Source organism: Burkholderia sp. MSMB1072, from assembly GCF_001524725.1.
Lineage (GTDB): Bacteria > Pseudomonadota > Gammaproteobacteria > Burkholderiales > Burkholderiaceae > Burkholderia.
Window position 1 is genome coordinate 630,637 of the sequence record NZ_LOYC01000030.1, and the last position, 22,168, is coordinate 652,804.

The 22,168-nt window shown below is 65.3% G+C and carries 21 protein-coding genes and 1 tRNA gene; 9 read left to right on the top strand and 13 right to left on the bottom strand.

All coding sequences use genetic code 11. The annotated features are described in order from the left end of the window. The first annotated feature begins 18 nt into the window (after nucleotides 1–18). A complete protein-coding gene (locus tag WS89_RS16195; protein ID WP_059791902.1) occupies nucleotides 19–492 on the top strand; it encodes a glycine zipper 2TM domain-containing protein in 474 nt (157 codons plus the stop codon). A 240-nt stretch (nucleotides 493–732) separates the two neighbouring features. Here the strand turns inward: WS89_RS16195 and WS89_RS16200 are convergent, their stop codons facing one another. From WS89_RS16200 to WS89_RS16230, 7 genes are all read right to left on the bottom strand, one after another. Beyond that, entirely contained in the window at nucleotides 733–1,365 is a 633-nt protein-coding gene (locus WS89_RS16200) for a histone H1-like repetitive region-containing protein (protein WP_034206353.1), read from the bottom strand. Nucleotides 1,366–1,393: 28 nt separating this feature from the next. Beyond that, nucleotides 1,394–1,720, bottom strand: a complete 327-nt coding sequence (locus tag WS89_RS32520; protein WP_082741881.1) for a hypothetical protein — start codon at nucleotides 1,718–1,720, stop codon at nucleotides 1,394–1,396. An 82-nt stretch (nucleotides 1,721–1,802) separates the two neighbouring features. Beyond that, nucleotides 1,803–3,014, bottom strand: a complete 1,212-nt coding sequence (locus WS89_RS16205; protein ID WP_059500930.1) for a ribonucleotide-diphosphate reductase subunit beta — start codon at nucleotides 3,012–3,014, stop codon at nucleotides 1,803–1,805. Nucleotides 3,015–3,380: 366 nt separating this feature from the next. Next, nucleotides 3,381–6,383 carry a ribonucleoside-diphosphate reductase subunit alpha gene (locus tag WS89_RS16215; RefSeq protein WP_059500928.1) on the bottom strand — a complete coding sequence of 1,001 codons (3,003 nt, stop codon included), beginning with the start codon at nucleotides 6,381–6,383 and terminating at the stop codon, nucleotides 3,381–3,383. 452 nt (nucleotides 6,384–6,835) lie between these two features. Beyond that, nucleotides 6,836–7,426, bottom strand: coding sequence for a 1,6-anhydro-N-acetylmuramyl-L-alanine amidase AmpD (gene ampD / locus WS89_RS16220; protein ID WP_059500927.1), 591 nt, complete (start codon nucleotides 7,424–7,426; stop codon nucleotides 6,836–6,838). Next, nucleotides 7,423–7,731, bottom strand: coding sequence for a PP0621 family protein (locus WS89_RS16225; RefSeq protein ID WP_059791904.1), 309 nt, complete (start codon nucleotides 7,729–7,731; stop codon nucleotides 7,423–7,425). The genes ampD and WS89_RS16225 overlap by 4 nt, the downstream gene beginning before the upstream one ends. A 13-nt stretch (nucleotides 7,732–7,744) precedes the next feature. Continuing rightward, nucleotides 7,745–8,638: a cytochrome C assembly family protein gene (locus WS89_RS16230; RefSeq protein WP_034206348.1), complete on the bottom strand. Its 894-nt coding sequence runs from the start codon at nucleotides 8,636–8,638 to the stop codon at nucleotides 7,745–7,747. An 89-nt stretch (nucleotides 8,639–8,727) separates the two neighbouring features. Between WS89_RS16230 and ffh the strand changes: the two genes are divergently transcribed. Beyond that, on the top strand, nucleotides 8,728–10,095 hold the full coding sequence (gene ffh, locus WS89_RS16235) for a signal recognition particle protein (RefSeq protein ID WP_059779123.1): 1,368 nt from the start codon (nucleotides 8,728–8,730) through the stop codon (nucleotides 10,093–10,095). 94 nt (nucleotides 10,096–10,189) lie between these two features. Next, nucleotides 10,190–10,741: a hypoxanthine-guanine phosphoribosyltransferase gene (locus WS89_RS16240; RefSeq protein ID WP_059500924.1), complete on the top strand. Its 552-nt coding sequence runs from the start codon at nucleotides 10,190–10,192 to the stop codon at nucleotides 10,739–10,741. Between the two features lie 84 nt (nucleotides 10,742–10,825). On the opposite strand, the gene WS89_RS16245 is transcribed toward WS89_RS16240, so the two are convergent. Beyond that, nucleotides 10,826–11,434, bottom strand: a complete 609-nt coding sequence (locus WS89_RS16245) for a MarC family protein (protein WP_059500923.1) — start codon at nucleotides 11,432–11,434, stop codon at nucleotides 10,826–10,828. Between the two features lie 21 nt (nucleotides 11,435–11,455). Beyond that, the gene (locus WS89_RS16250) at nucleotides 11,456–13,192 is read right to left on the bottom strand and encodes a proline--tRNA ligase (RefSeq protein WP_059500922.1); all 1,737 of its coding nucleotides are present in this window, start codon (nucleotides 13,190–13,192) and stop codon (nucleotides 11,456–11,458) included. 218 nt (nucleotides 13,193–13,410) lie between these two features. Here WS89_RS16250 and WS89_RS16255 point away from each other — a divergent pair, with 218 nt between their 5' ends. Further along, complete coding sequence (locus tag WS89_RS16255) at nucleotides 13,411–14,055, top strand: RNA pyrophosphohydrolase (protein ID WP_059500921.1); 645 nt, start codon at nucleotides 13,411–13,413, stop codon at nucleotides 14,053–14,055. 13 nt (nucleotides 14,056–14,068) lie between these two features. Further along, nucleotides 14,069–14,677 carry a CNP1-like family protein gene (locus WS89_RS16260; RefSeq protein WP_059791906.1) on the top strand — a complete coding sequence of 203 codons (609 nt, stop codon included), beginning with the start codon at nucleotides 14,069–14,071 and terminating at the stop codon, nucleotides 14,675–14,677. 94 nt (nucleotides 14,678–14,771) lie between these two features. Here WS89_RS16260 and proB read toward each other — a convergent pair whose 3' ends face one another. The 4 genes from proB to rplU form a co-directional block, all read right to left on the bottom strand. Continuing rightward, a complete protein-coding gene (proB, locus tag WS89_RS16265) occupies nucleotides 14,772–15,890 on the bottom strand; it encodes a glutamate 5-kinase (RefSeq protein ID WP_034206343.1) in 1,119 nt (372 codons plus the stop codon). A gap of 85 nt (nucleotides 15,891–15,975) precedes the next feature. Next, nucleotides 15,976–17,088, bottom strand: coding sequence for a GTPase ObgE (gene obgE / locus WS89_RS16270; protein WP_059791908.1), 1,113 nt, complete (start codon nucleotides 17,086–17,088; stop codon nucleotides 15,976–15,978). 186 nt (nucleotides 17,089–17,274) lie between these two features. Further along, nucleotides 17,275–17,538, bottom strand: coding sequence for a 50S ribosomal protein L27 (gene rpmA, locus WS89_RS16275; protein ID WP_006476999.1), 264 nt, complete (start codon nucleotides 17,536–17,538; stop codon nucleotides 17,275–17,277). Nucleotides 17,539–17,562: 24 nt separating this feature from the next. Further along, nucleotides 17,563–17,874, bottom strand: a complete 312-nt coding sequence (gene rplU, locus WS89_RS16280) for a 50S ribosomal protein L21 (RefSeq protein WP_027783472.1) — start codon at nucleotides 17,872–17,874, stop codon at nucleotides 17,563–17,565. A gap of 211 nt (nucleotides 17,875–18,085) precedes the next feature. Between rplU and WS89_RS16285 the strand changes: the two genes are divergently transcribed. The 4 genes from WS89_RS16285 (at nucleotide 18,086) to WS89_RS16300 (ending at nucleotide 22,166) form a co-directional block, all read left to right on the top strand. Further along, on the top strand, nucleotides 18,086–19,081 hold the full coding sequence (locus WS89_RS16285) for a polyprenyl synthetase family protein (protein ID WP_034206340.1): 996 nt from the start codon (nucleotides 18,086–18,088) through the stop codon (nucleotides 19,079–19,081). Nucleotides 19,082–19,229: 148 nt separating this feature from the next. Next, nucleotides 19,230–19,306 (top strand) — tRNA-Pro (locus WS89_RS16290). 140 nt (nucleotides 19,307–19,446) lie between these two features. Next, nucleotides 19,447–20,739, top strand: a complete 1,293-nt coding sequence (locus WS89_RS16295; RefSeq protein ID WP_059500916.1) for an HlyC/CorC family transporter — start codon at nucleotides 19,447–19,449, stop codon at nucleotides 20,737–20,739. Nucleotides 20,740–20,888: 149 nt separating this feature from the next. Further along, the gene (locus WS89_RS16300; protein ID WP_059791910.1) at nucleotides 20,889–22,166 is read left to right on the top strand and encodes a GspE/PulE family protein; all 1,278 of its coding nucleotides are present in this window, start codon (nucleotides 20,889–20,891) and stop codon (nucleotides 22,164–22,166) included. Nucleotides 22,167–22,168: the final 2 nt, after the last annotated feature.

Consider the following 22,168-nt stretch of genomic DNA (forward strand, 5'->3'; position numbering starts at 1 on the left):
TATTGTGGGAGAGCAAAGATGTTGACGAAAAAAACCCTCACGCTTGCGGCCATGCTGACGGCCACGCTGACCCTCGCCGGCTGCTTCACGGCGCCCGGTTCGGCGGATGTCTATAGCGTCGGCCAGGCGCAGCGCGAACAGACGGTCCGCATGGGCACGATCGAAAGCGTCCGTGCGGTGCGCATTCAGTCCGACGGCGGCGGCAGCGCGATCGGCACGCTCGGCGGCGGCGCGCTCGGCGCGGTCGCGGGCAGCGCGATCGGCGGCGGCAAAGGCTCGATCCTGACGGCGATCGCCGGCGGCCTCGTCGGTGCGGTCGCGGGTAACGCGGTCGGCGAAAACCTCAGCACGGCGAACGGTGTCGAAATCACCGTGCGCCTCGACAACGGCGATCTGCGCTCGATCACGCAGGCGGCAAGCGGCGAAGCGTTCCGCGCCGGCGAGCGCGTGCGCCTGCTGTCGAGCGGCGGCGTCACGCGCGTCACGCACTGACGGGTATCCTCAGCACGCGGCGCAAGCCGCAGTCGAACGCATGTGCGAAGCCGCACATGCGTTTTTTTTCGTCCGCCCGTTCTCGTCCGCGCTCGCGTCGGACAGCCCACCGGCGCCCCATCGGCGACCAGACGGACGAAAAAAATCCCGCCACCTGAGCCAGATGGCGGGATTGATTGAGTAGCGCTACTCAACCCACGGACACCACGTGAGTGTCCGGGTGATGCTGCTCAGCCGCGATTACGGACGGCTGCCGGTCGGGAACGGCCATGCCGCTGCCGGGTTGAGCGCGGTCTTCACGCCCGATGCCGGCGCAACCGATGCGGTCGACGCGGTCGTTGCCGGCGCAGCCTTCTTCACGACGGCCTTCTTCGGTGCAGCAGCCTTCTTTGCCGGTGCGGCGGCCTTCTTCGCAGGGGCAGCCTTCTTGGCGGGCGCGGCCTTCTTCGCGGCAGCCTTCTTCGCCGGCGCGGCCTTCTTCGCGGCAGCCTTCTTCGCCGGCGCGGCCTTCTTCGCAGCAGCCTTCTTCGCCGGTGCGGCCTTCTTCGCAGCAACCTTCTTCACCGCGACTTTCTTCGCTGCAACCTTCTTCGCAGCGGCCTTCTTGGCCGGTGCTGCCTTCTTCGCAGCAACCTTCTTCACCGCGACTTTCTTCGCTGCAACCTTCTTCGTTGCGACCTTCTTGGCTGCGACCTTCTTTGCAGCGGCCTTCTTCGCCGGTGCTGCCTTCTTCGCGGCAACCTTCTTCACCGCGACCTTCTTCGCAGCAACCTTCTTCACTGCGGCCTTCTTCGCCGGAGCAGCGGCCTTCTTCGCAACGGTCTTCTTGGCAGCAACTTTCTTAGCAGCCGGTTTCTTCTTGGCAGTAGCCATGTTGTTCTCCTTCAGGTTCAGATGAGAGTCAGTTCAAACTACACCCTTCGTCAAAACCCGCTTCCCGCGGACGCTGTTCAGGACGTGCGCTTCGAAGCGGGCTATTCATCGGCGTACGCAGATACCGCGCGCTTACGCTAATGAATACGGTATGGCGCGCGTGACCCCATGGCCTCGCGCGCCAAATCAAGTCGGTAGCCGGCGCACCTCGCGCCGCTACCCCTAATCGCTTGATCAAGCGGACCGCCACACGGCCGCCCGCTTTTTCCGGAGGGAAGTTTGCCCATCCCACTGAAGGGTTCGCAAAGTGCCTGTCGTATCGTTGGGCCGTTAAGGCACCGGGCATGCTTTGCATCAGGCGTTCTTGCTCCTAAACCTTGGGCCGGGGCCGAGAGGCCACCGGCTGCTCCATCATGTAACGGGTTCGCTGCTGCGGGTCATTCCCAGGACAGCGCGCCCCCCGTCTGATACTCGATCACACGCGTCTCGAAGAAGTTGCGTTCCTTCTTCAGGTCGATCATCTCGCTCATCCACGGGAACGGGTTCTCCTCGTTCGGGAACAGCGGGTCGAGGCCGATCTGCTGGCAACGGCGGTTGCTGATGAAACGCAGATAGCTCTTGAACATCGACGCGTTCAAACCCAGCACGCCGCGGGGCATCGTGTCTTCGGCGTAGCGGTATTCGAGTTCGACAGCCTGCTTGAACAGCTCGCGGATCTCGGCGCGGAATTCCGCGGTCCAGAGATGCGGGTTTTCGAGCTTGATCTGGTTGATCAGGTCGATGCCGAAGTTGCAGTGCATCGACTCGTCGCGCAGGATGTACTGATATTGCTCTGCAGCACCCGTCATCTTGTTCTGGCGGCCGAGTGCGAGGATCTGCGTAAACCCGACATAGAAGAACAGGCCTTCCATGATGCAGGCGAACACGATCAGCGACTTCAGCAGCTTCTGATCCGCTTCGAGCGTGCCGGTCTTGAAGGCCGGGTCCGTCAGCGTATGAATGAACGGGATCAGGAATTCGTCCTTCGCGCGGATCGACGGTACCTCGTGGTACGCGTTGAAGATCTCGCCTTCGTCGAGACCGAGCGATTCGACGATGTATTGGTACGCGTGCGTGTGGATCGCTTCCTCGAACGCCTGGCGCAGCAGGAACTGCCGGCACTCGGGCGCCGTGATGTGGCGATACGTGCCGAGCACGATGTTGTTCGCCGCGAGCGAATCGGCCGTCACGAAGAAGCCGAGGTTGCGCTTCACGATGCGGCGCTCGTCCTCGGTCAGACCGTTCGGGTCCTTCCACAGTGCGATGTCGCGGGACATGTTGATTTCCTGCGGCATCCAGTGGTTCGCGCAACCGGCCAGATATTTTTCCCACGCCCACTTGTACTTGAACGGCACCAGCTGATTGACGTCAGTCTGGCCGTTGATGATGCGCTTGTCGGCGACATTGACCCGCGCTTCCGAACCGCCGGCGGGAACAGCCGATGCTTGCGGCGGCACCGCAAGATCGCCTTCGAAAATGTCGCGGACCTGATGGGCGGCAGGCGTTGCAGCCTGCATTCCGACAGCCATCCCGGCGGAGGTGCGCATCGCGTTTTGCTGCGCTCCGCTCGCGGGGGTTACGGCAGTCTTCTCGTCATCCCAGTTGAGCATAAATTCTCACCATCAATTTAGAACGGTTTGTACCATCTTTTCCTGAGCGATAAAAGGGTTCGCTCACGAAAAATCCTTTTTTCGATTCGCGTTGCGACCTCGATACAACACTTTGAGCAACGCATCGTCGTTCATGCAGTGCGCGATGTGCGTCGCGCTTGTATCGCGAGGTGCGCTCGACGCATCGAACGCCGATCGAAACGCGACGCCGTCGGGGATGTTTCGATCGCTTGTCGCTGCCTGCAACGCAGGTGTCGCGTTACAGATTCCTTATCATTTTTTTAGTTGAGAGCGGCGCACACTTCAACCTCGATCGGTCGTCGTGTGCGCCGCGCCGGCCTGCTTTCTCAGATCAGGCGCACTGCGTTACTGGCACGCTTCGCATTCGTCGAAGCCAGGATCGCCCGGACGCATCGTGCACACCGGACCGTCTGCTTCGACCGGCGCGAGTGCCGGCGCCGCGTTCACCACGCCCGACGACGCATCGCCGCCTGCCGCACCGAAGCCGCCCGCTGCACCTTGCGCGCCGCCGCCCGAGCCGCCGCTGCCTGCACCGCCCGTCGGCACTGCGTTCAGCGCGCCGTGTGCGACCGTCGACTTCTCGACGTGCGTCGCCGCCATCGTGCGGAGGTAGTAGGTCGTCTTCAGGCCGCGCAGCCATGCGAGCTTGTAGACCTCGTCGAGCTTCTTGCCCGATGCGCCGCCCATGTAGATGTTCAGCGACTGTGCCTGGTCGATCCACTTCTGGCGACGCGATGCCGCTTCGACCAGCCACGTCGGGTCGACCTCGAACGCGGTCGCGTAGATCGCGCGCAAATCGGCCGGGATGCGGTCGATGCGCGACAGCATGCCGTCGAAGTACTTCAGGTCGGCGACCATCACTTCGTCCCACAGGCCGCGTTCCTTCAGGTCGCGGACGAGATACTCGTTCACCACCGTGAATTCGCCCGACAGGTTCGACTTCACGTACAGGTTCTGGAAGGTCGGCTCGATACAGGCCGACACGCCGATGATGTTCGAGATCGTCGCCGTCGGCGCGATCGCGACGCAGTTCGAGTTGCGCATGCCGTGCGCGGCGATCCGCGAACGCAGCGTCGTCCAGTCGAGCGATTCCGATGTGTCGACCTCGACGTAGCCGCCGCGCGCTTCCGTCAGCAGCTTCAGCGTGTCCTGCGGGAGGATGCCGCGATCCCACAGCGAGCCGCGGTAGCTCGAGTAGCGGCCGCGCTCTTCGGCCAGCTCGGTCGACGCGTAATACGCGTAGTAGCAGACGGCTTCCATCGAACGGTCGGCGAACTCGACCGCCGCTTCCGACGCGTACGGCGTGCGCAGCAGGTGCAGGCAGTCCTGGAAGCCCATGATGCCCAGGCCCACCGGGCGGTGCTTCAGGTTCGAGTTACGCGCCTTCGGCACCGCGTAGTAGTTGATGTCGATCACGTTGTCGAGCATGCGCATCGCGACGCTGATCGTGCGCTTCAGCTTGTCGTGGTCGAGCGCGTAGCTGCCGTCGGCCTGCTTCACCAGGTGGGCGACGAGGTTCACCGAGCCCAGGTTGCACACCGCGATTTCGGTATCGCTCGTGTTCAGCGTGATTTCCGTGCACAGGTTCGACGAGTGGACGACGCCGACGTGCTGCTGCGGCGAGCGCACGTTGCACGGATCCTTGAACGTGATCCACGGGTGGCCCGTCTCGAACAGCATGCCGAGCATCTTGCGCCACAGCTGCTGCGCCGGGATCTTCTTGAACAGCTTGATCTCGCCGCGTGCGACCTTGTCTTCGTAAGCCGTGTAAGCCGCCTCGAATTCCGCGCCGAACTTGTCGTGCAGATCCGGGCAGGTCGACGGCGAGAACAGCGTCCACTCGCCGCCTTCCATCACGCGCTTCATGAACAGGTCGGGAATCCAGTTCGCCGTGTTCATGTCGTGCGTACGGCGGCGGTCGTCGCCGGTGTTCTTGCGCAGCTCCAGGAACTCCTCGATGTCGAGGTGCCACGATTCGAGGTACGCGCAGACCGCGCCCTTGCGTTTGCCGCCCTGGTTCACCGCGACGGCCGTGTCGTTCACGACCTTCAGGAACGGCACCACGCCTTGCGACTTGCCGTTCGTGCCCTTGATATGCGAGCCGAGTGCGCGCACGCGCGTCCAGTCGTTGCCGAGGCCGCCGGCGAACTTCGACAGCAGCGCGTTTTCCTTCAGCGCTTCATAGATGCCGTCCAGATCGTCCGCAACCGTCGTCAGGTAGCACGACGACAGCTGCGAGCGGTGCGTGCCCGAGTTGAACAGCGTCGGCGTCGAGCTCATGAAGTCGAAGCTCGACAGCACGTTGTAGAACTCGATCGCGCGCGTTTCGCGGTCGATCTCGTTCAGCGACAGGCCCATCGCGACGCGCATGAAGAATGCCTGCGGCATTTCGATGCGGGTGCCTTCGACGTGCAGGAAGTAGCGGTCGTACAGCGTCTGCAGGCCGAGATAGCCGAACTGCAGGTCGCGGTTCGCGTCGAGGGCTTCGCCAAGGCGCTTCAGGTCGAACTGCAGCAGCTTGTCGTCGAGCAGGCCGGCGTCGACGCCGCGCTTCAGGAACTGCGGGAAGTATTCGGCATAGCGGGTCGACATCTCGGCCTGCACGACTTCCTCGCCGAGGATCTCGCGGCGGATCGTGTGCAGCAGGATGCGGGCCGTGACCTGGCTGTATGCCGGATCCTTCTCGATCATCGTACGCGCCGCGAGGATCGCCGAGTCGTAGACCTGGCTCATCGGCACGCCGTCGTACAGGTTCTTCACCGTCTCCGCGACGATCGGGTCAGGGTTAACCGCAGCGCCGAGGCCGTCGCACGCCGACACGATCAGCGCGCGCAGCGCGTTCAGGTCGAGCGGGCGCGTGACGCCGTTGTCGACCACGTTGATGCCGGTGGTCGACTCGCCGCCCGCGGCCGCCGCTTCCTCGCCCGCATGCTGGCGCTCGAGGTGGCGCTTCTCGCGATACAGCACGTACGCACGCGCGACGTTGTGCTCGCCGCCGCGCATCAGCGCGAGTTCGACCTGGTCCTGGATGTCTTCGATATGGAACGTACCGCCGTTCGGGCGGCTGCGCACGAGCGCGCGCACGACGTTGTGCGTCAGTTGTTCGACCTGCTCGCGTACGCGCGCCGATGCCGCGCCCTGCCCGCCATTGACGGCCAGGAAAGCCTTGGTCACCGCGATCGCGATCTTCGACGGTTCGAACGACACGACGCTGCCGTTGCGGCGGATCACCTTGTAGTCGGCGAACGTGGCCTGCGGCGCGAGCGCCTTCGCGCCCTGTTCGGTCCCGCCGAGCGGACGGCTCGAGGCGCTCTCGTACTGGGACGTCGCGTTGTCGGTGGTTTGCATGTGCAAAGCTCCTGGTGTTGGATGGTGCGGAGAGAACCGCGGATTAAAACGAACGCCGCGCCATGCGGTGCGCGAGCGGTAAGAGGCGAACGATGCGCCGGGGAAGCCGGTTCGGTCGATGCGCGACAACCCGGCCGGTCGTGTGCTTCGTCATGTATACCCTGCCCCGTCGATATTCGCTGCGCTGGTCGCGACGCCCGGACCGCCCGGCCTGACGCGCCGCCTTGAGAACCCTGTCCACCGGCGTTGCCCGCCGGCCGGTGCCGCTCGGGTTTTCCCCTGCGACACACACTATATCTAGTGCAGAACTGCTCAACTGGCACCAAGTATAGTGGACATTCGGAGGACGTCCAACCGGATAATTTGCGATAGAGGTCTTGACATCGCTCACGCGCAGACACGGCAAGGCATTGATCGGAGAAAAAACTTTCTCCGATCAAAAAACCCCGCGATCAGTGCTGACGGAAAGGAAAGTATTCGGCGGAAAAACCGGCATCGCTCGCGAAGCGTTGCCAATCGAAGTGCGGGCCCGGGTCGGTCTTGCGGCCCGGCGCGACGTCCGAGTGCCCCGCGAACGCGTCGACCGGGTAGCGCGCGGCGAGCGCGCGGGAGAGCGCGGCGAGCACCGCGTATTGCGCATCGTCGAACGGCACGTCGTCCGCCCCTTCGAGCTCGATGCCGATCGAGAAGTCGTTGCAGCGCGTGCGGCCGAAGAACTCGGACGAGCCCGCGTGCCACGCGCGCTCGTCGCACGACACGAACTGCACGAGCTCGCCGTCGCGGCGGATCAGGAAATGGGCGGACACGCGCACGCCGCGCAGGTGGCTCCGGTAATAGGGGTGCGCATCGCAGTCGAGGCGATTCAGGAACAGCGCCTCGATCGCGTCGCCGCCGAATTCGCCGGGCGGCAGGCTGATGTTGTGGACGACCACGAGCGTCGGCACCGCCCCCGCGGGCCGCATCTCGAAGTTCGGCGACGGCGCATGGCGCGCTTCGCGCACCCAGCCGTTCGCATCGAACGACAACACCGGCGCGTCGCTCATCGGGCGTCGTGACCGTTCACGCGCGCGGCGTGGCGCCGCGCATGCTCGGCGCTGCAGAAGTATTCGCCGCTCGCGGCGACGGCGTCGCCCTTCGGCGCATGCACGCCGCATTCGGCGCAGCGCACCATCGGCTCGGGCAGCGATCGCGCGTCGCCGTTCGGGCGCGCGGCGTCGGCGCCGGGCGCGCCGTCGTAACCGGCGCCGCGGCCGGCGCGCGCCTGCGCCTGTTCCTGCGCATGGCGCAGTTTGCGCGCGAGCCACGAACCCGCGAAGAAGAGGAGGATCAGGAGAAGAATCTGTCGCATCGGAAACCTGCGGTCAAACCACGGAGCGGTGCAGCAGCACCTCGAAAACGAACCGGCTGCCGACATACGCGAGCAGCAACGCGGCGAACGACACGAGCACCCAGCGCGCGGCGCCGCGGCCGCGCCAGCCCGACGTCTTGCGGGCAATCAGCAGGCCGCCGAACATCAGCCACGACAGGATCGCGAACACCGTCTTGTGGTCGAGCCGCAACGCGCGCGCGTCGACCTGCTCGCTGAACAGGATGCCCGACGCGAGCGTCAGCGTCAGCAGCACGAAGCCGGCGCCGATCAGGCGGAACAGCAGCTTCTCGAGCGTGAGCAGCGGCGGCAGCGTTTCGAGCCAGCTCGCGATCCAGCCCGTCGAGCCGTCGCGCCCGCCGCTGCGCAGCGACTGCAGGCGCCGCTCGACCATCAGCATCAGGATCGCGTGCAGCGCGGCGATCGCGAACAGCCCGTATGCGATGTTCGCGATCAGGAAATGCAGCTTGAACAGCGGCGCCGCGGCATAAGGAAGCACCCGCACGCCGCCGAACACGAGCGGCAGCAGCGACGCGCCGCACGCGAGCGGCAACACCAGCAGGCGCAGGCTGTCGAGCGGGAAAAAGAAACTCTCGATCCAGTAGATGCCGGCGCCGAGCCAGAACATCGCGGACAGCGCGAACGCGAAGCCGAACACCATCGCGTCGTTCGGGAAGATCGTCATGTGGAGCAGCACGCCGTGCGCGACCAGCGCGGCGAACAGCAGCGCGCGGCCGGCCCCGCTCATCCCGGACGCGGCGGACGCGGGGACCGGCACGGCCGGCACGCTCGCGACGAGCGGCGTCGCACCCTGGCGGTGCGCGCGCCAGCCGGCGACGGCGAGGCCGCCGTACAGGAATGCGGTGAGGGCATACAGTACAATATCCATGTTCGAAGTTTACACTAGGCCCCCTTCCCGCGACGGCTCCGTTTGTTCGGTTCCGCCGCGCCTTCGGGCCCCACTGTCCATCGCTCCCCATGCTCGACAATCTCACTCAACGGATGGCGCGCGTCGTCAAGACGCTGCGCGGCGAGGCCCGGCTCACCGAGGCGAACACGCAGGAGATGCTCCGCGAGGTGCGTCTTGCGCTGCTGGAAGCCGACGTGTCGCTGCCGGTCGTCCGCGAATTCATCGCCAAGGTCAAGGAAAAGGCGCTCGGCGAAGAAGTGATCAGCAGCCTGTCGCCGGGCCAGGCGCTCGTCGGCGTGGTCCAGAAGGAACTGACCGCCGTGATCGGCGGCGACTACGAAGGCAAGGCCGCCGAGCTGAACCTCGCGGTCACGCCGCCCGCCGTGATCCTGATGGCCGGCCTGCAGGGCGCGGGCAAGACCACGACCGCCGGCAAGCTCGCGAAGCTGCTGCGCGAGAAGTACAAGAAGAAGGTGCTGACCGTGTCGTGCGACGTGTATCGCCCGGCCGCGATCATGCAGCTGAAAACGGTGAGCGAACAGGTCGGCGCCGACTTCTTCCCGTCCACGCCGGACCAGAAGCCCGTCGACATCGCGCTCGCGGCCGTCGACTGGGCGAAGCGCCACTACCACGACGTGCTGATCGTCGACACGGCCGGCCGTCTCGGCATCGACGAAGCGATGATGCAGGAAATCGCCGCGCTGCACGGTGCGCTGAAGCCGGCCGAAACGCTGTTCGTCGTCGACGCGATGCTCGGCCAGGACGCGGTCAACACCGCGAAGGCGTTCAACGACACGCTGCCGCTCACCGGCGTCGTGCTGACCAAGCTCGACGGCGACTCGCGCGGCGGCGCCGCGCTGTCGGTGCGCCACATCACGGGCAAGCCGATCAAGTTCGTCGGCGTCGCCGAGAAGCTCGACGGCCTCGAGGTGTTCCACCCCGACCGGATGGCGAACCGGATCCTCGGCATGGGCGACATCCTCGCGCTCGTCGAGGAAGCGCAGCGCGGCGTCGATGTCCAGGCCGCGCAGAAGCTCGCCGACAAGGTCAAGAAGGGCGGCGACTTCGACCTGAACGATTTCCGCGCGCAGATCTCGCAGATGAAGAACATGGGCGGCCTGTCGTCGCTGATGGACAAACTCCCCGCGCAGTTCCAGCAGGCGGCGGCCGGCGCCGACATGGGCCAGGCCGAGAAGTCGATCCGCCGGATGGAAGGCATCATCAGCTCGATGACGCCCGCCGAGCGCGCGAAACCCGAAATCATCAAGGCGACGCGCAAGCGTCGCATTGCAGCCGGCGCGGGCGTGCCGGTGCAGGAAGTCAACCGGATGCTGAACCAGTACGACCAGATGCGTACGATGATGAAGAAGCTGAAGGGCGGCAACATGCAGAAGATGATGCGCGGCCTGAAGGGCATGATGCCCGGCATGCGCTGATTTCGCCCGTCGGCCGGCGCGCGGGTTTTTGCCGTAGCGCGCGCCTGCCGTTCTGCTTCATCCTTATTTGTATACCGACTGCCCGCCAGAACACATGAACCGCGAAGAAGCCCTCCACATTTTCGACCACTCCGAAGAGATCGTCTCGGCCGACGCCGTCAACGCGTCGATCTCGAAGATGGCCGACGCGATCCGCGCCGAGATCGGCGACGCGTTCCCGCTCGTTCTCTCGGTGATGGGCGGCGCCGCGGTGTTTACCGGGATGCTGCTGCCGCATCTCGATTTCCCGCTCGAATTCGACTACATCCACCTGACCCGCTACCGCAACACGACGCAGGGCAGCCCGGAGATGCACTGGCGCGTCGCGCCGCGCGAGTCGGTGAAGGACCGCATCGTGCTCGTGCTCGACGACATCCTCGACGAAGGCGAGACGATGGCAGCGATCCGCGACCGCATCCTCGACATGGGCGCGCAGCGCTTCATGTCGGCCGTGCTGTGCGAGAAGACGCTCGCGAAGGCGAAACCGCTGCACCCCGACTTCTGCGGCTTCTCGGTGCCGGACCGCTACGTGTTCGGCTGCGGGATGGACGCCAAGGGCTACTGGCGCAACCTGCCGACGATCCGCGCGCTGACCGCGGACGTCTGATCGCCGCCCCGCCGGCTATATAAATAGAAAGCGGCGCTCCGGTTTCCCGGAGCGCCGCTTTTTTCGTCGACCGCACCGCCCGCGCTACGGCTGCAACTGGTGCACGAACGCTCGAATGCCTGCCAGCAGCATCTCGACCGAGATCGCGACGAGCACGAGGCCCATCAGACGCTCGAACGCGGCGACGGTCCGCTCGCCGAGCCAACCCTGAATCCTTTCGGCCAGCACCAGCGTGATCGCGCAGACGACCATCGTGACCGTCAGCGCACCGACCCACTCGAACATCTTCCCGGGCGCCTGCGACGTCAGCAGCATCACCGTCGCGAGCGCGGACGGCCCGGCCAGCGCCGGAATCGCGAGCGGCACGATGAACGGCTCGCCGCCCGCGCGCGGATCGCTGCCGAGCGCGCCGTCCGGATGCGGGAAGATCATCCGCAGCGCGATCAGGAACAGCACGATCCCGCCGCCGAGCCGCAGCGACAGGTCGGTGAGGCTCATCATCCGCAGGAAGCGATCGCCGACCAGCATGAAGAACAGCAGGATCACGAACGCGATTCCCACTTCCCGCAGGATCAGCTTCACGCGCCGCTCGCGCGGCACGTCGCGCATCGCCGTGATGAACAGCGGGATATTGCCGAGCGGATCCGTAATCAGCACGAGGAGCACGGTGGCCGACAGGAACGTGTATTCCATCGTGTCCCCCGGTCGCCGCGCTTAGTGCGCGAGCGCGGCGCGGATCTTCTCCGCGACCGTCGCCGCGGCCGTGTCGGCCGGCAGCAGCGTCGCTTCGGTGTCGCGGCGGCCCTGGTACTCGATCTTGCCTTCCTTCAGGCCGCGCTCGCCGATCACGAGACGATGCGGCACGCCGATCAGCTCCCAGTCGGCGAACATCACGCCCGGGCGTTCGCCGCGATCGTCGAGGATCACGTCGATGCCGGCCGCGACGAGTTCCGCGTACAGCTTGTCGGCCGTCTCGCGCACCATGTCGCTGCGGTCATAGCCCATCGGGCACAGCACGACCTCGAACGGCGCGATCGACTCGGGCCAGACGATGCCGCGATCGTCGAAGTTCTGCTCGATCGCCGCGCCGAGAATACGCGTGATGCCGACGCCGTAGCAGCCCATCAGCATCGGCTGCGGCTTGCCCGACTCGTCGAGGAACGTCGCACCCATCGCTTCCGAGTACTTGGTGCCGAGCTGGAACACGTGGCCGACTTCGATGCCGCGGCAGATGTCGATCGCACCCTTGCCGTCCGGCGACGGGTCGCCCTTCTTCACGTTGCGCACGTCGGCGACTTCGGGCTCCGGCAGGTCGCGGCCCCAGTTCACGCCGGCGATGTGATAGTCGACCTCGTTCGCGCCGACGACGAAGTCGCTCATGTTCGCGACCGTGCGGTCCGCGATCACCTTCACCGGCTTCTTCGTGCCGACCGGGCCGAGGTAGCCCGGCGGCGTGCCGAACCACTCGACGATTTCCTGCTCGGTCGCGAAGCGGTGGTTCTTCAGGCCCGGCAGCTTCGACACCTTGATCTCGTTCAGGTCGTGATCGCCGCGCAGCATCACGAGCCAGATGGTCGGCTCGGCGCCTTCGTTGTCGGTCGCGAGCACGATCGACTTGATCGTGCGCTCGAGCGGGATGCCCAGCAATTCGGCGACGGCCTCGCACTTCGCCTTGCCGGGCGTCGCGACCTTTTCCATCGCTTCGGCCGGCGCCGCGCGCTCGGCAATCAGCGGCAGCGCTTCGGCCGCCTCGACGTTCGCCGCGAATTCGGACGTCGGGCAGTACGCGATCGCGTCCTCGCCGGTATCGGCGATCACGTGGAATTCGTGCGAGAAGTTGCCGCCGATCGAGCCGCTGTCGGCCGCGACCGCCCGGAACTCGAGGCCGAGGCGCGTAAAGATGCGCACGTACGCGTCATACATCTTGCGGTACGACTCGTTCAGGCCCGCCGCATCCTTGTCGAACGAATACGCGTCCTTCATGATGAATTCGCGGCCGCGCATCACGCCGAAGCGCGGACGGATCTCGTCGCGGAACTTCGTCTGGATCTGGTAGAAATTCACCGGCATCTGCCGGTAGCTCTTGATCTGGTTGCGCGCGATGTCGGTGACGACTTCCTCGTGCGTCGGCCCGATCACGAAATCGTTGTCCTTGCGGTCCTTGAAGCGCAGCAACTCGGGGCCGTACTGCTCCCAGCGGCCCGACTCCTGCCACAGCTCGGCCGGCTGCACGGCCGGCATCAGCAGCTCGATGGCGCCCGCCCGGTTCATTTCCTCGCGCACGATCGCCTCGACCTTGCGAATCGAACGCAGGCCGACCGGCAGGTAGTTGTAGATGCCGCCGGCGACGCGGCGGATCATGCCGGCGCGGACCATCAGCTTGTGGCTGACGATCTCTGCGTCGGCGGGTGCCTCTTTCAGGGTGCCGATAAAGAAACGGGAAGCTTTCATGCGGACGGTTCCAAAAACGGCGCCCCCAGGCGGGGCGCCCGAAAAAGTTTCAAGGTGAAAAAGCTGCGCGCCGTGAACAGCAATGGCGCAGATGACGTAGCAGACTAATCAGGGACAATTCAGCCGGTGTGCCCCGTGCGGATTCGCTCCGTCACGGTGCGCAGCGCCCGTTATCTGTTTATAATCAAAGCAATTTTAAAGGATTCGAAGGTGGTTGTATGCTGGATCGTGAAGGCTTTCGCCCGAACGTCGGCATCATCCTCTTGAACGCGCGCAACGAGGTGTTTTGGGGCAAGCGGCTCCGCGAGCATTCCTGGCAGTTTCCTCAAGGTGGGATCAAGTACGGCGAGACCCCCATGCAGGCGATGTACCGGGAACTGCACGAGGAAACGGGCCTGCATCCGGAACACGTCAAGATAATCGGCCGCACCCGCGACTGGTTGCGTTACGAGGTGCCTGACAAGTTCATCAAACGCGAAGTACGCGGTCATTACCGCGGCCAGAAGCAGATCTGGTTCCTGCTCCGAATGGTCGGACGCGATTGCGACATTTGCTTGCGCGCGACCGACCACCCGGAGTTCGATGCGTGGCGCTGGAACGAGTATTGGGTGCCGCTCGATGCGGTGATCGAGTTCAAGCGGGATGTCTATCAGTTGGCGCTGACGGAACTGTCGCGCTTCCTGCGCCGCCCGGCGCAGCGAGCCGAGAAGCCGCGCGGGCCGCGTGTGTCGCGCTATCCGCGCGTCATTGGCGCACCGGCCCAGACGCTGACGATTGTCGACACATCGGTGGTCTGTTCGGAGATCGAAGTGGAGGCGAGCTCGCTCGACGAGATGCCGCCCCGCGTGATCGTCGGCAAATGACGAGTTGGACTGCATGACCGGGCGCGACCTTGGTGTCGCGCCCTTTTTTTACGAGGAATGCATATTGAAAGCGATTGCTCTCGCGCTCGCATCGATCGCCGCGGTGGCCGCCCTGGCCGGCTGCGCGAACTCGAAAGCGCCGTCCAACAAGGATGACAGCGAGTTCGTGTACCTGCTCGACCGTCAGGGGACCTGGAAGGAAAACGCCGTCGACACGCTGCCGCCGCTGCCGCAAACGGGCGACCTGCTGCCGTTCAACGTGTCGCAGAACACGCCGCTGAAGTTCTTCGTCGATGCGAAGTCGCTCGACGTCGGCAGCGACGGCGTCGTGCGCTACGCAGTCGTCGTCACGAGCCCAGCCGGTGCGCGCAACGTGAACTACGAAGGCATCCGCTGCGACACCTACGAATGGCGCCAGTACGCCGGCCTGAACTCGGACCACGACGGCTGGGATCGCACGGTCGAAAACGACTGGCGGCGCATCGAGAACGGCGAGCTGAACGCCTACCACTCCGCCCTCTACCAGGACTACTTCTGTTCGAACAAGATGCCGCAGGGCTCGACCCGGCAGATTCTCGAAAACATCCGGTTCCACCGCACCGCGATGACGCAGTTGCGCTGACGGCATGCGATGCGGGTTGCCCGCATCGTCCCGCGCATGAAAAAGCCCGCATCGCGCGGGCTTTTTCACTTGAACGACGGAACCCGGCCGGCGATCACACCAGCACGAGGTTGTCGCGATGAATCAGTTCGGGTTCCAGCATATAGCCGAGCACCGTCTCGATCTCGCCGCTCGGCTTGCGGTGAATCAGCTTCGTTTCCGCGCTGCTGTAGTTCGTGAGCCCGCGCGCCACCTCGCGCCCGTCCGGGCCGACACACGCGATCACCTCGCCGCGCGCGAACGCGCCCTGCACGTCGGTCACGCCAATCGGCAGCAGGCTCTTGCCGCCGGCCGTCAGCTTCTCGACCGCCCCCGCGTCGATCACGACATGGCCGCGCACCTGCAGATGGTCGGCCATCCATTGCTTGCGCGCCGCCATCCGCGCGGTCCGTGCGATCAGTTGCGTGCCGATCGCCTCGCCGGCCGCCAGACGCACGAGCACGTCGGCCTCCCGGCCGCTCGCGATCACGGTATTCGCGCCGCTGTGCGCCGCACGCTTTGCCGCGAGGATCTTCGTCAGCATCCCGCCGCGACCGAGACTCGAGCCGGCCCCGCCCGCCATCGCCTCGAGCTCCGGCGCGCCCGCATTGGCCTCGCCGACGAGCGTCGCATTCGGGTCCTTGCGCGGATCGGCCGTGAACAGCCCGGACTGGTCGGTGAGGATGATCAGCGCATCGCCTTCGATCAGGTTCGCGACGAGCGCGCCGAGCGTGTCGTTGTCGCCGAACTTGATTTCGTCGGTGACGACCGTGTCGTTTTCGTTGATGATCGGCACGACGCCGAGCCGCAGCAGCGTGAGCAACGTCGATCGCGCATTCAGATAGCGCTCGCGATCCGCCAGATCGGCGTGCGTGAGCAGGATCTGCGCAGTACGGATGCCATGCTCGGTGAAGCGGCTTTCGTAGACTTGCGCGAGCCCCATCTGGCCGACCGCGGCGGCGGCCTGCAGCTCGTCGATTTCCCGCGGCCGCTTGCTCCAGCCGAGCCGTTGCATGCCTTCGGCAATCGCGCCCGAACTGACGAGCACGACTTCCTTACCCTGCGCACGCAGCGCAGCGATCTGAGCCGCCCAGCGGCCGATCGCAGCATGATCGAGCCCCTTGCCGTCGTTGGTCACGAGGCTGGAGCCCACCTTCACCACCAATCGCTTCGAATCCGCGATGATCGAACGCATCCTGCACTGTCTCCTGTATCTGATGCCTGCCCGGCCGGGCGCGATTGAACGCCAACGCCGGGCGGCACGCCCGGCGCGTTACCGTTCAGGCGGCGTCGTCCGGCGCCGAACCGCCCTTCGCCGGCGGCGCATCGCGGAAACGCACGTCCGCCGCGAGATCCTCCGCCTCCGCCGCGCGATGCGCGTCCGAATGTTCGGAGAGATAGTCGTAGATCGCGTAGCACAGCGCTTCGCAGCCCTGGCCCGTCAGCGCCGAGATCTCGAACACGGGGCCGTCCCAGCCGAAGCGGTCGAGGAAATCCGCGACGCGCGCCTCGCGCTCGTCTTCCGGCACCATGTCCAGCTTGTTGAGCACGAGCCAGCGCGGCTTCTCGTAGAGGGCCTCGTCGTACTTGCGCAGCTCGCCGACGATCGCCGTCGCTTCCGCGACCGGATCGACGCTTTCGTCGAACGGCGCGAGATCGACCAGATGCAGCAGCACGCCGGTACGCTGCAGGTGGCGCAGGAATTGATGCCCGAGGCCCGCGCCTTCGGCCGCCCCCTCGATCAGCCCCGGGATGTCGGCGATCACGAAGCTCTTGCTCGGGCCGACACGCACCACGCCGAGATTCGGCGCGAGCGTCGTGAACGGGTAATCGGCGATCTTCGGCTTTGCGTTCGACACCGACGAGATGAAGGTCGACTTGCCCGCGTTCGGCATGCCGAGCAGGCCGACGTCGGCGAGCACTTTCAGCTCGAGCTTCAGCATGCGCCGCTCGCCCGGCTTGCCGTCCGTCTTCTGGCGCGGCGCGCGGTTCGTACTCGACTTGAAATGCAGGTTGCCGAGGCCGCCGGCACCGCCCTGCGCGAGCATCACCCGCTGGTCGTGCTCGGTCAGATCGGCGATCAGCTCGCCCGTCTCCATGTCGCTGATGATCGTGCCGACCGGCATGCGCAGCGTGACATCGTCGCCGCCCTTGCCGTAGCAATCCGAGCCGCGACCGTTTTCGCCGTTGCGCGCGAGGTGCTTCTTCGCGTAACGGTAGTCGATCAGCGTGTTGATGTTGCGGTCGGCGATCGCGTAAACGCTGCCGCCCCGGCCGCCGTCGCCACCGTCCGGCCCGCCGAACGGGACGAATTTCTCACGGCGCATCGACGCGCTGCCATCGCCTCCGTCGCCGGCGATGACTTCGATTCGTGCTTCGTCAATGAACTTCATTCGTCACTCCGCCCAGTATTTCCGCTATTGTGCCGCGCGCCGGCGCGCTTGAACAATCTGCCGTTCGGCCGATCGCACGCCGGTTGCGCGAGGGTCGCCGGCACGCACATGCGCCCGGCGACCCAATAAAAAAGGCCCCGCGAAGACTGCGGGGCCTTTCGGCTACGAAGCCCGTGGGTGCCTGACTTAGGCAGCCGCCGGGACGACGATGACCAGATGCTTCTTGTCCGCGCCCTTCGTCGCGAACTTGACGTGACCGTCGACCAGCGCGAACAGGGTGTGATCCTTGCCCATGCCGACGTTCTCGCCAGCGTGCATGCGCGTACCGCGCTGACGCACGATGATGCCGCCGGCATTGATCGCCTGGCCGCCGTACACTTTCACGCCGAGACGTTTCGACTCGGAGTCGCGGCCGTTCCGGGAAGAGCCGCCTGCCTTTTTGTGTGCCATCTGATTGCTCCTTTACCGAGGCGCTTACGCGTTGATCGCGTCGATGCGCAGCTCGGTGTAGTTCTGGCGGTGGCCGCCGTGCTTTTGGTAGTGCTTCCGGCGACGCATCTTGAAGATGGTGACCTTGGCATGACGACCGTGCGACACAACGGTGGCCTTGACGGAAGCCCCACTGACCAGCGGCGCACCGAACTTAATCGATTCGCCTTCGCCCACTGCGAGAACCTGGTCGAGCGTGATTTCAGCGTCAATGTCAGCCGGTATCTGTTCTACTTTGAGTTTTTCGCCAACGGCAACCTTGTACTGCTTGCCGCCGGTTTTTATGACCGCGTACATTGAGAACCTCACTCTGGATCCAATTTTTCCGCACACCACGCGCGGAAAACACGTGATTATACATGGGGTTAGCACCCAAGTCAAAGCCGATCGACGATTGCCGCGCGCGGGCCTCGGCCGGACGGCCAAAAATCGCGCTGCCGGTACGTCTGACAGACCGGCATATCGCGGATTCGACTTATAATCCGCGGCATCACCCAATTCCATCATCATGTCGTCGTCCACCGCCTCCCCCACCCTCAGCGCCGCCCACCTGCTCGCCCCGATCACCAGCGACATGGAGCAGGTGAATCGCGTTATCCGGCAAAGCCTCGCGTCCGACGTGCTGCTGATCAACCAGATCGCCGAGTACATCATCGGCGCGGGCGGCAAGCGGCTGCGTCCGGCGCTGCTGCTGCTCGTCGCCGGCGCGCTCGGCGAAACGTCGCACCAGCGGCACGTGCTGGCCGCCGTCGTCGAGTTCATCCACACGGCCACGCTGCTGCACGACGACGTCGTCGACGAATCCGAACTGCGCCGCGGCCGCCAGACCGCCAATGCGCTGTTCGGCAACGCGGCGAGCGTGCTGGTGGGCGATTACCTCTACTCGCGCTCGTTCGAGATGATGGTCGGCGTCGGCAAGATGCGCGTGATGGAGATCCTGTCCGAAGCGACGACGATCATTTCGGAAGGTGAGGTGCTGCAACTCCTCAACATGCACGATGCGGACGTCGACGAAGCGCGCTACATGCAGGTGATCCGGTACAAGACGGCGAAGCTGTTCGAGGCGTCGGCCCGTCTGGGCGCCGTGCTCGCAGGCGCCGATGCGCCGACCGAGGCCGCCGCAGCCGAATACGGCCGCCGGATCGGCACCGCGTTCCAGATCATGGACGACTGGCTCGACTATGCAGGCACCGCCGAGGCGATGGGCAAGAATGCCGGCGACGATCTCCGCGAAGGCAAGCCGACGCTGCCGCTCATCTACCTGATCGAGCGCGGCACGCCCGAACAGTCGGCACTCGCACGCGAGGCGATCGAACAGGGCGGCACCGATCGCTTCGACACGATTTTCGAAGCGATCACGCGCTCGGGCGCGCTCGATCACACGCTCGAATGCGCGCGTCAGGAAGCGCAGGCGGCAGCAGCGGCGATTGCCGCGTTCCCCGATTCGATCTACAAGGAAAGCTTGCTCGGGTTGTGCTCATACTCGACGTCGCGACAATCGTAAACACGCGGCGTTCGGGGAGCGATGCCTTGTCCCGAAAAATTTCTTCATCCAAGTATTCCCTTTTAGAAAAAACATCGTTATAGTTACGTTCTTGCTTGAGACGACGCAGCGATCTTCATGAAGACGGCGAAGTCCGAAGAGCAAAAATCGGGGTGTAGCTTAGCCTGGTAGAGCGCTACGTTCGGGACGTAGAGGCCGGAGGTTCGAATCCTCTCACCCCGACCAGATTTAAAAAAACCGTGCACCGCGTGCACGGTTTTTTTTCGTCCGGCAGCCGCAGGCTCCCGTATCGCGCGCGACACATCGCGGTCGCCGGCCTCTGCTATATTTCCCCCATCCCTGTCCTTCACTGCTCTTTCCAACGCGTGGACCAAATTCCCTTATGGGCGCAAATCGGCGCCGTCTTCCTGCTTCTCCTCTGTTCCAGCTTCTTTTCCATTTCCGAGACCGCGATGATGGCGCTCAATCGCCATCGGCTGAAGCATCTCGCCGGCCAGGGCGTACTCGGCGCGAAAACCACGCAGGGGCTGCTCACGCGCACTGACTTGCTGCTCAGCGTGATCCTGATCGGCAACAACCTGTTCAACACGATCATCCCCGTCCTCACGACCTCGCTCGCGCTCCATACGTTCGGCCGCAACAACCTCGCGCTGTCGATCGCGACCGGCGTCGTCGCATTCCTGATCATCGTGTTCGCGGAAATCGCGCCGAAGATCGTCGGCGCGACGTTCCCCGAACGCATCGCGCTGCCCGCGAGCCTCGTGATCGCCCCGCTGATGCGCGTGTTCAAGCCGGTCGTCTGGTTCGTCAATGCGCTCGCGAACGGCGTGCTGTGGGTGCTGCGCATCAACACGAAGAAGGGCCGCGACCAGCGGATGTCGGCCGACGAGCTGCGGGCCATCGTGCTCGAATCGAGCAGTTTCATGCCGACCAAGCACCGCAGCATCCTGCTCAATCTGTTCGACCTCGAGAACATCACGGTCGACGACGTGATGGTGCCGCGCCGCCAGATCGAGTCGCTCAACTTCTACGCGCCGCTCGACGACATCCTGCATCAGCTCGAAACCTGCTATCACAACCGGCTGGTGGTCTACGAAGGCGACATCGACAAGGTGCTCGGCGTGCTGCACGTGCGCAAGACGCTCACCGCGCTGCACAACCAGGATTTCGACCGCGAGACGCTGCGCACGCTGCTCACCGAACCGTACTACGTGCCGTCGGGCACGCCGGTGGTCCAGCAGCTCCAGTTCTTCCAGGAAACCCGGCATCGCACCGCGCTCGTCGTCAACGAATACGGCGAACTCGAAGGGCTCGTCACGCCCGAGGACATCATCGAGGAACTGATCGGCGAATTCACGACGTCGATGCCGCGCAGCGAACGCGCGGGCGGCTGGGACGAGAACGGCGAATGCATCGTCTCGGCCAGCATGCCGCTGCGCGAACTGAACCGCTGGCTGCACCTGAAACTGCCGACCGACGGGCCGAAGACGCTGAACGGACTGGTACTCGAGATCCTCGAGGAAATTCCGGAAGACGACGTGTGCTTGAAAATCGGCGACGTGATGCTCGAAGTGATGCGCAGCGACGATCAGGCCGTACGTACCGTCAAGCTGTTCAAGCCGCGCGGCACACGTACCGGACGCGGCGCCGCGCGCTAGGGCCTGTTCACGCTAATAACGGGCTTGCGAACGTGCCTTTCCGCCATTAGCGCGAACAGGCCCTGGCCGAACGGCCGACTGCCGGCGCCGCACGCGACGCGCGATCATCTGCGCATCACGGTCAACAGGCGGCCAGCGTGCCGGCTCACATGCATTTCCCTTCCTCCGGGGCGCCGCTGCGCACGCAGTCGTCGCCCGCGCATTCCGACGCTCCGCCCGCCGCCGCGCCCCCGGCACTCGATGCGGCCCAGCTCGACGACGCCCCCGCCGTACGCCTGCTGACGGACACGCTGCATGCGGCGCGCGTGCGCGACGCATCGGATATCCACGTCGAGCCGTTCGAAGCCGGCTGGCGCATCCGTCTGCGCGTCGACGGCGTGCTGCATGAACTGGCGCGACCGCCGCTGCACCTGCGCGACGCGCTCGTCACGCGGATCAAGGTGCTCTCGCGCATGGACATCGCCGAGCGGCGGCTTCCCCAGGACGGCCGGCTGCGCATCGCGATCGACGGCGGCACGCGCGGCGACTACCGCGTCAGCTCGCTGCCCACGCTGTTCGGCGAAAAGCTCGTGCTGCGGCGGCTCGAAACGCTGCCGCCCGATCTCACGCTTGCCAACCTCGGCTTCGACGCGCGGCAGGCGGCCGCGATGGAGGCCGCGATCCGCGCGCCGCATGGCCTCGTGCTCGTCACGGGCCCGACCGGCAGCGGCAAGACGCTGTCGCTCTACTGCGCGCTGCAGATGCTCGATCGCGACGCGCGCAACGTCTGCACGGTCGAGGATCCTGCCGAGATCCAGCTCGACGGAATCAATCAGGTCGGGGTCGCCGACAAGGCGGGGCTCACGTTCGCGACGGCGCTGCGCGCGCTGTTGCGGCAGGATCCGGACGTCATCATGGTCGGCGAGATTCGCGATGCGGAGACGGCCGATGTCGCGATCAAGGCCGCGCAGACCGGCCATCTCGTGCTGTCGACGCTGCACACGAACGACGCGCCGGCCGCCGTCGCGCGGCTGCTCGACATCGGCGTCGCGCCGTACAACCTCGCCGCCGCGCTGCACCTCGTCACCGCGCAGCGTCTCGTCCGGCGCCTGTGCGTCGCCTGCCGCGTGCATTCGGACGCATCGGTGCGCGCGCTGCGGGAAGCCGGGTGCGACCCGGCGGCGCTGGCAGCCGGATGGCGGCCGTTCGTCGCGCGCGGCTGTGCCGCCTGTCACGGGATCGGCTATCGCGGCCGCATCGGCCTGCATCAGACGATGCCGGTATCGCCCCGGCTGGCCGAGCGCATCGTCGCGCGGGCGAGCGTCGGCGAACTCGCGCAGTGCGTGGCGACCGAAGGCGTGCGCACCCTGCGCGACGCGGCATTCGCGCGCGTCATGGACGGCACGACGAGTATCGCGGAAGCCGTCGCCGCCACACCCGTAGCGTGAAC

Bases quoted from the DNA above. Each gene is read 5' to 3' on its own strand.
- WS89_RS16195 (WP_059791902.1), top strand. From the start codon at position 19: ATGTTGACGAAAAAAACCCTCACGCTTGCGGCCATGCTGACGGCCACG.
- WS89_RS16200 (WP_034206353.1), bottom strand. From the start codon at position 1,365: ATGGCTACTGCCAAGAAGAAACCGGCTGCTAAGAAAGTTGCTGCCAAG.
- WS89_RS32520 (WP_082741881.1), bottom strand. From the start codon at position 1,720: ATGCAAAGCATGCCCGGTGCCTTAACGGCCCAACGATACGACAGGCAC.
- WS89_RS16205 (WP_059500930.1), bottom strand. From the start codon at position 3,014: ATGCTCAACTGGGATGACGAGAAGACTGCCGTAACCCCCGCGAGCGGA.
- WS89_RS16215 (WP_059500928.1), bottom strand. From the start codon at position 6,383: ATGCAAACCACCGACAACGCGACGTCCCAGTACGAGAGCGCCTCGAGC.
- ampD (WP_059500927.1), bottom strand. From the start codon at position 7,426: ATGAGCGACGCGCCGGTGTTGTCGTTCGATGCGAACGGCTGGGTGCGC.
- WS89_RS16225 (WP_059791904.1), bottom strand. From the start codon at position 7,731: ATGCGACAGATTCTTCTCCTGATCCTCCTCTTCTTCGCGGGTTCGTGG.
- WS89_RS16230 (WP_034206348.1), bottom strand. From the start codon at position 8,638: ATGGATATTGTACTGTATGCCCTCACCGCATTCCTGTACGGCGGCCTC.
- ffh (WP_059779123.1), top strand. From the start codon at position 8,728: ATGCTCGACAATCTCACTCAACGGATGGCGCGCGTCGTCAAGACGCTG.
- WS89_RS16240 (WP_059500924.1), top strand. From the start codon at position 10,190: ATGAACCGCGAAGAAGCCCTCCACATTTTCGACCACTCCGAAGAGATC.
- WS89_RS16245 (WP_059500923.1), bottom strand. From the start codon at position 11,434: ATGGAATACACGTTCCTGTCGGCCACCGTGCTCCTCGTGCTGATTACG.
- WS89_RS16250 (WP_059500922.1), bottom strand. From the start codon at position 13,192: ATGAAAGCTTCCCGTTTCTTTATCGGCACCCTGAAAGAGGCACCCGCC.
- WS89_RS16255 (WP_059500921.1), top strand. From the start codon at position 13,411: ATGCTGGATCGTGAAGGCTTTCGCCCGAACGTCGGCATCATCCTCTTG.
- WS89_RS16260 (WP_059791906.1), top strand. From the start codon at position 14,069: ATGACCGGGCGCGACCTTGGTGTCGCGCCCTTTTTTTACGAGGAATGC.
- proB (WP_034206343.1), bottom strand. From the start codon at position 15,890: ATGCGTTCGATCATCGCGGATTCGAAGCGATTGGTGGTGAAGGTGGGC.
- obgE (WP_059791908.1), bottom strand. From the start codon at position 17,088: ATGAAGTTCATTGACGAAGCACGAATCGAAGTCATCGCCGGCGACGGA.
- rpmA (WP_006476999.1), bottom strand. From the start codon at position 17,538: ATGGCACACAAAAAGGCAGGCGGCTCTTCCCGGAACGGCCGCGACTCC.
- rplU (WP_027783472.1), bottom strand. From the start codon at position 17,874: ATGTACGCGGTCATAAAAACCGGCGGCAAGCAGTACAAGGTTGCCGTT.
- WS89_RS16285 (WP_034206340.1), top strand. From the start codon at position 18,086: ATGTCGTCGTCCACCGCCTCCCCCACCCTCAGCGCCGCCCACCTGCTC.
- WS89_RS16300 (WP_059791910.1), top strand. From the start codon at position 20,889: ATGCATTTCCCTTCCTCCGGGGCGCCGCTGCGCACGCAGTCGTCGCCC.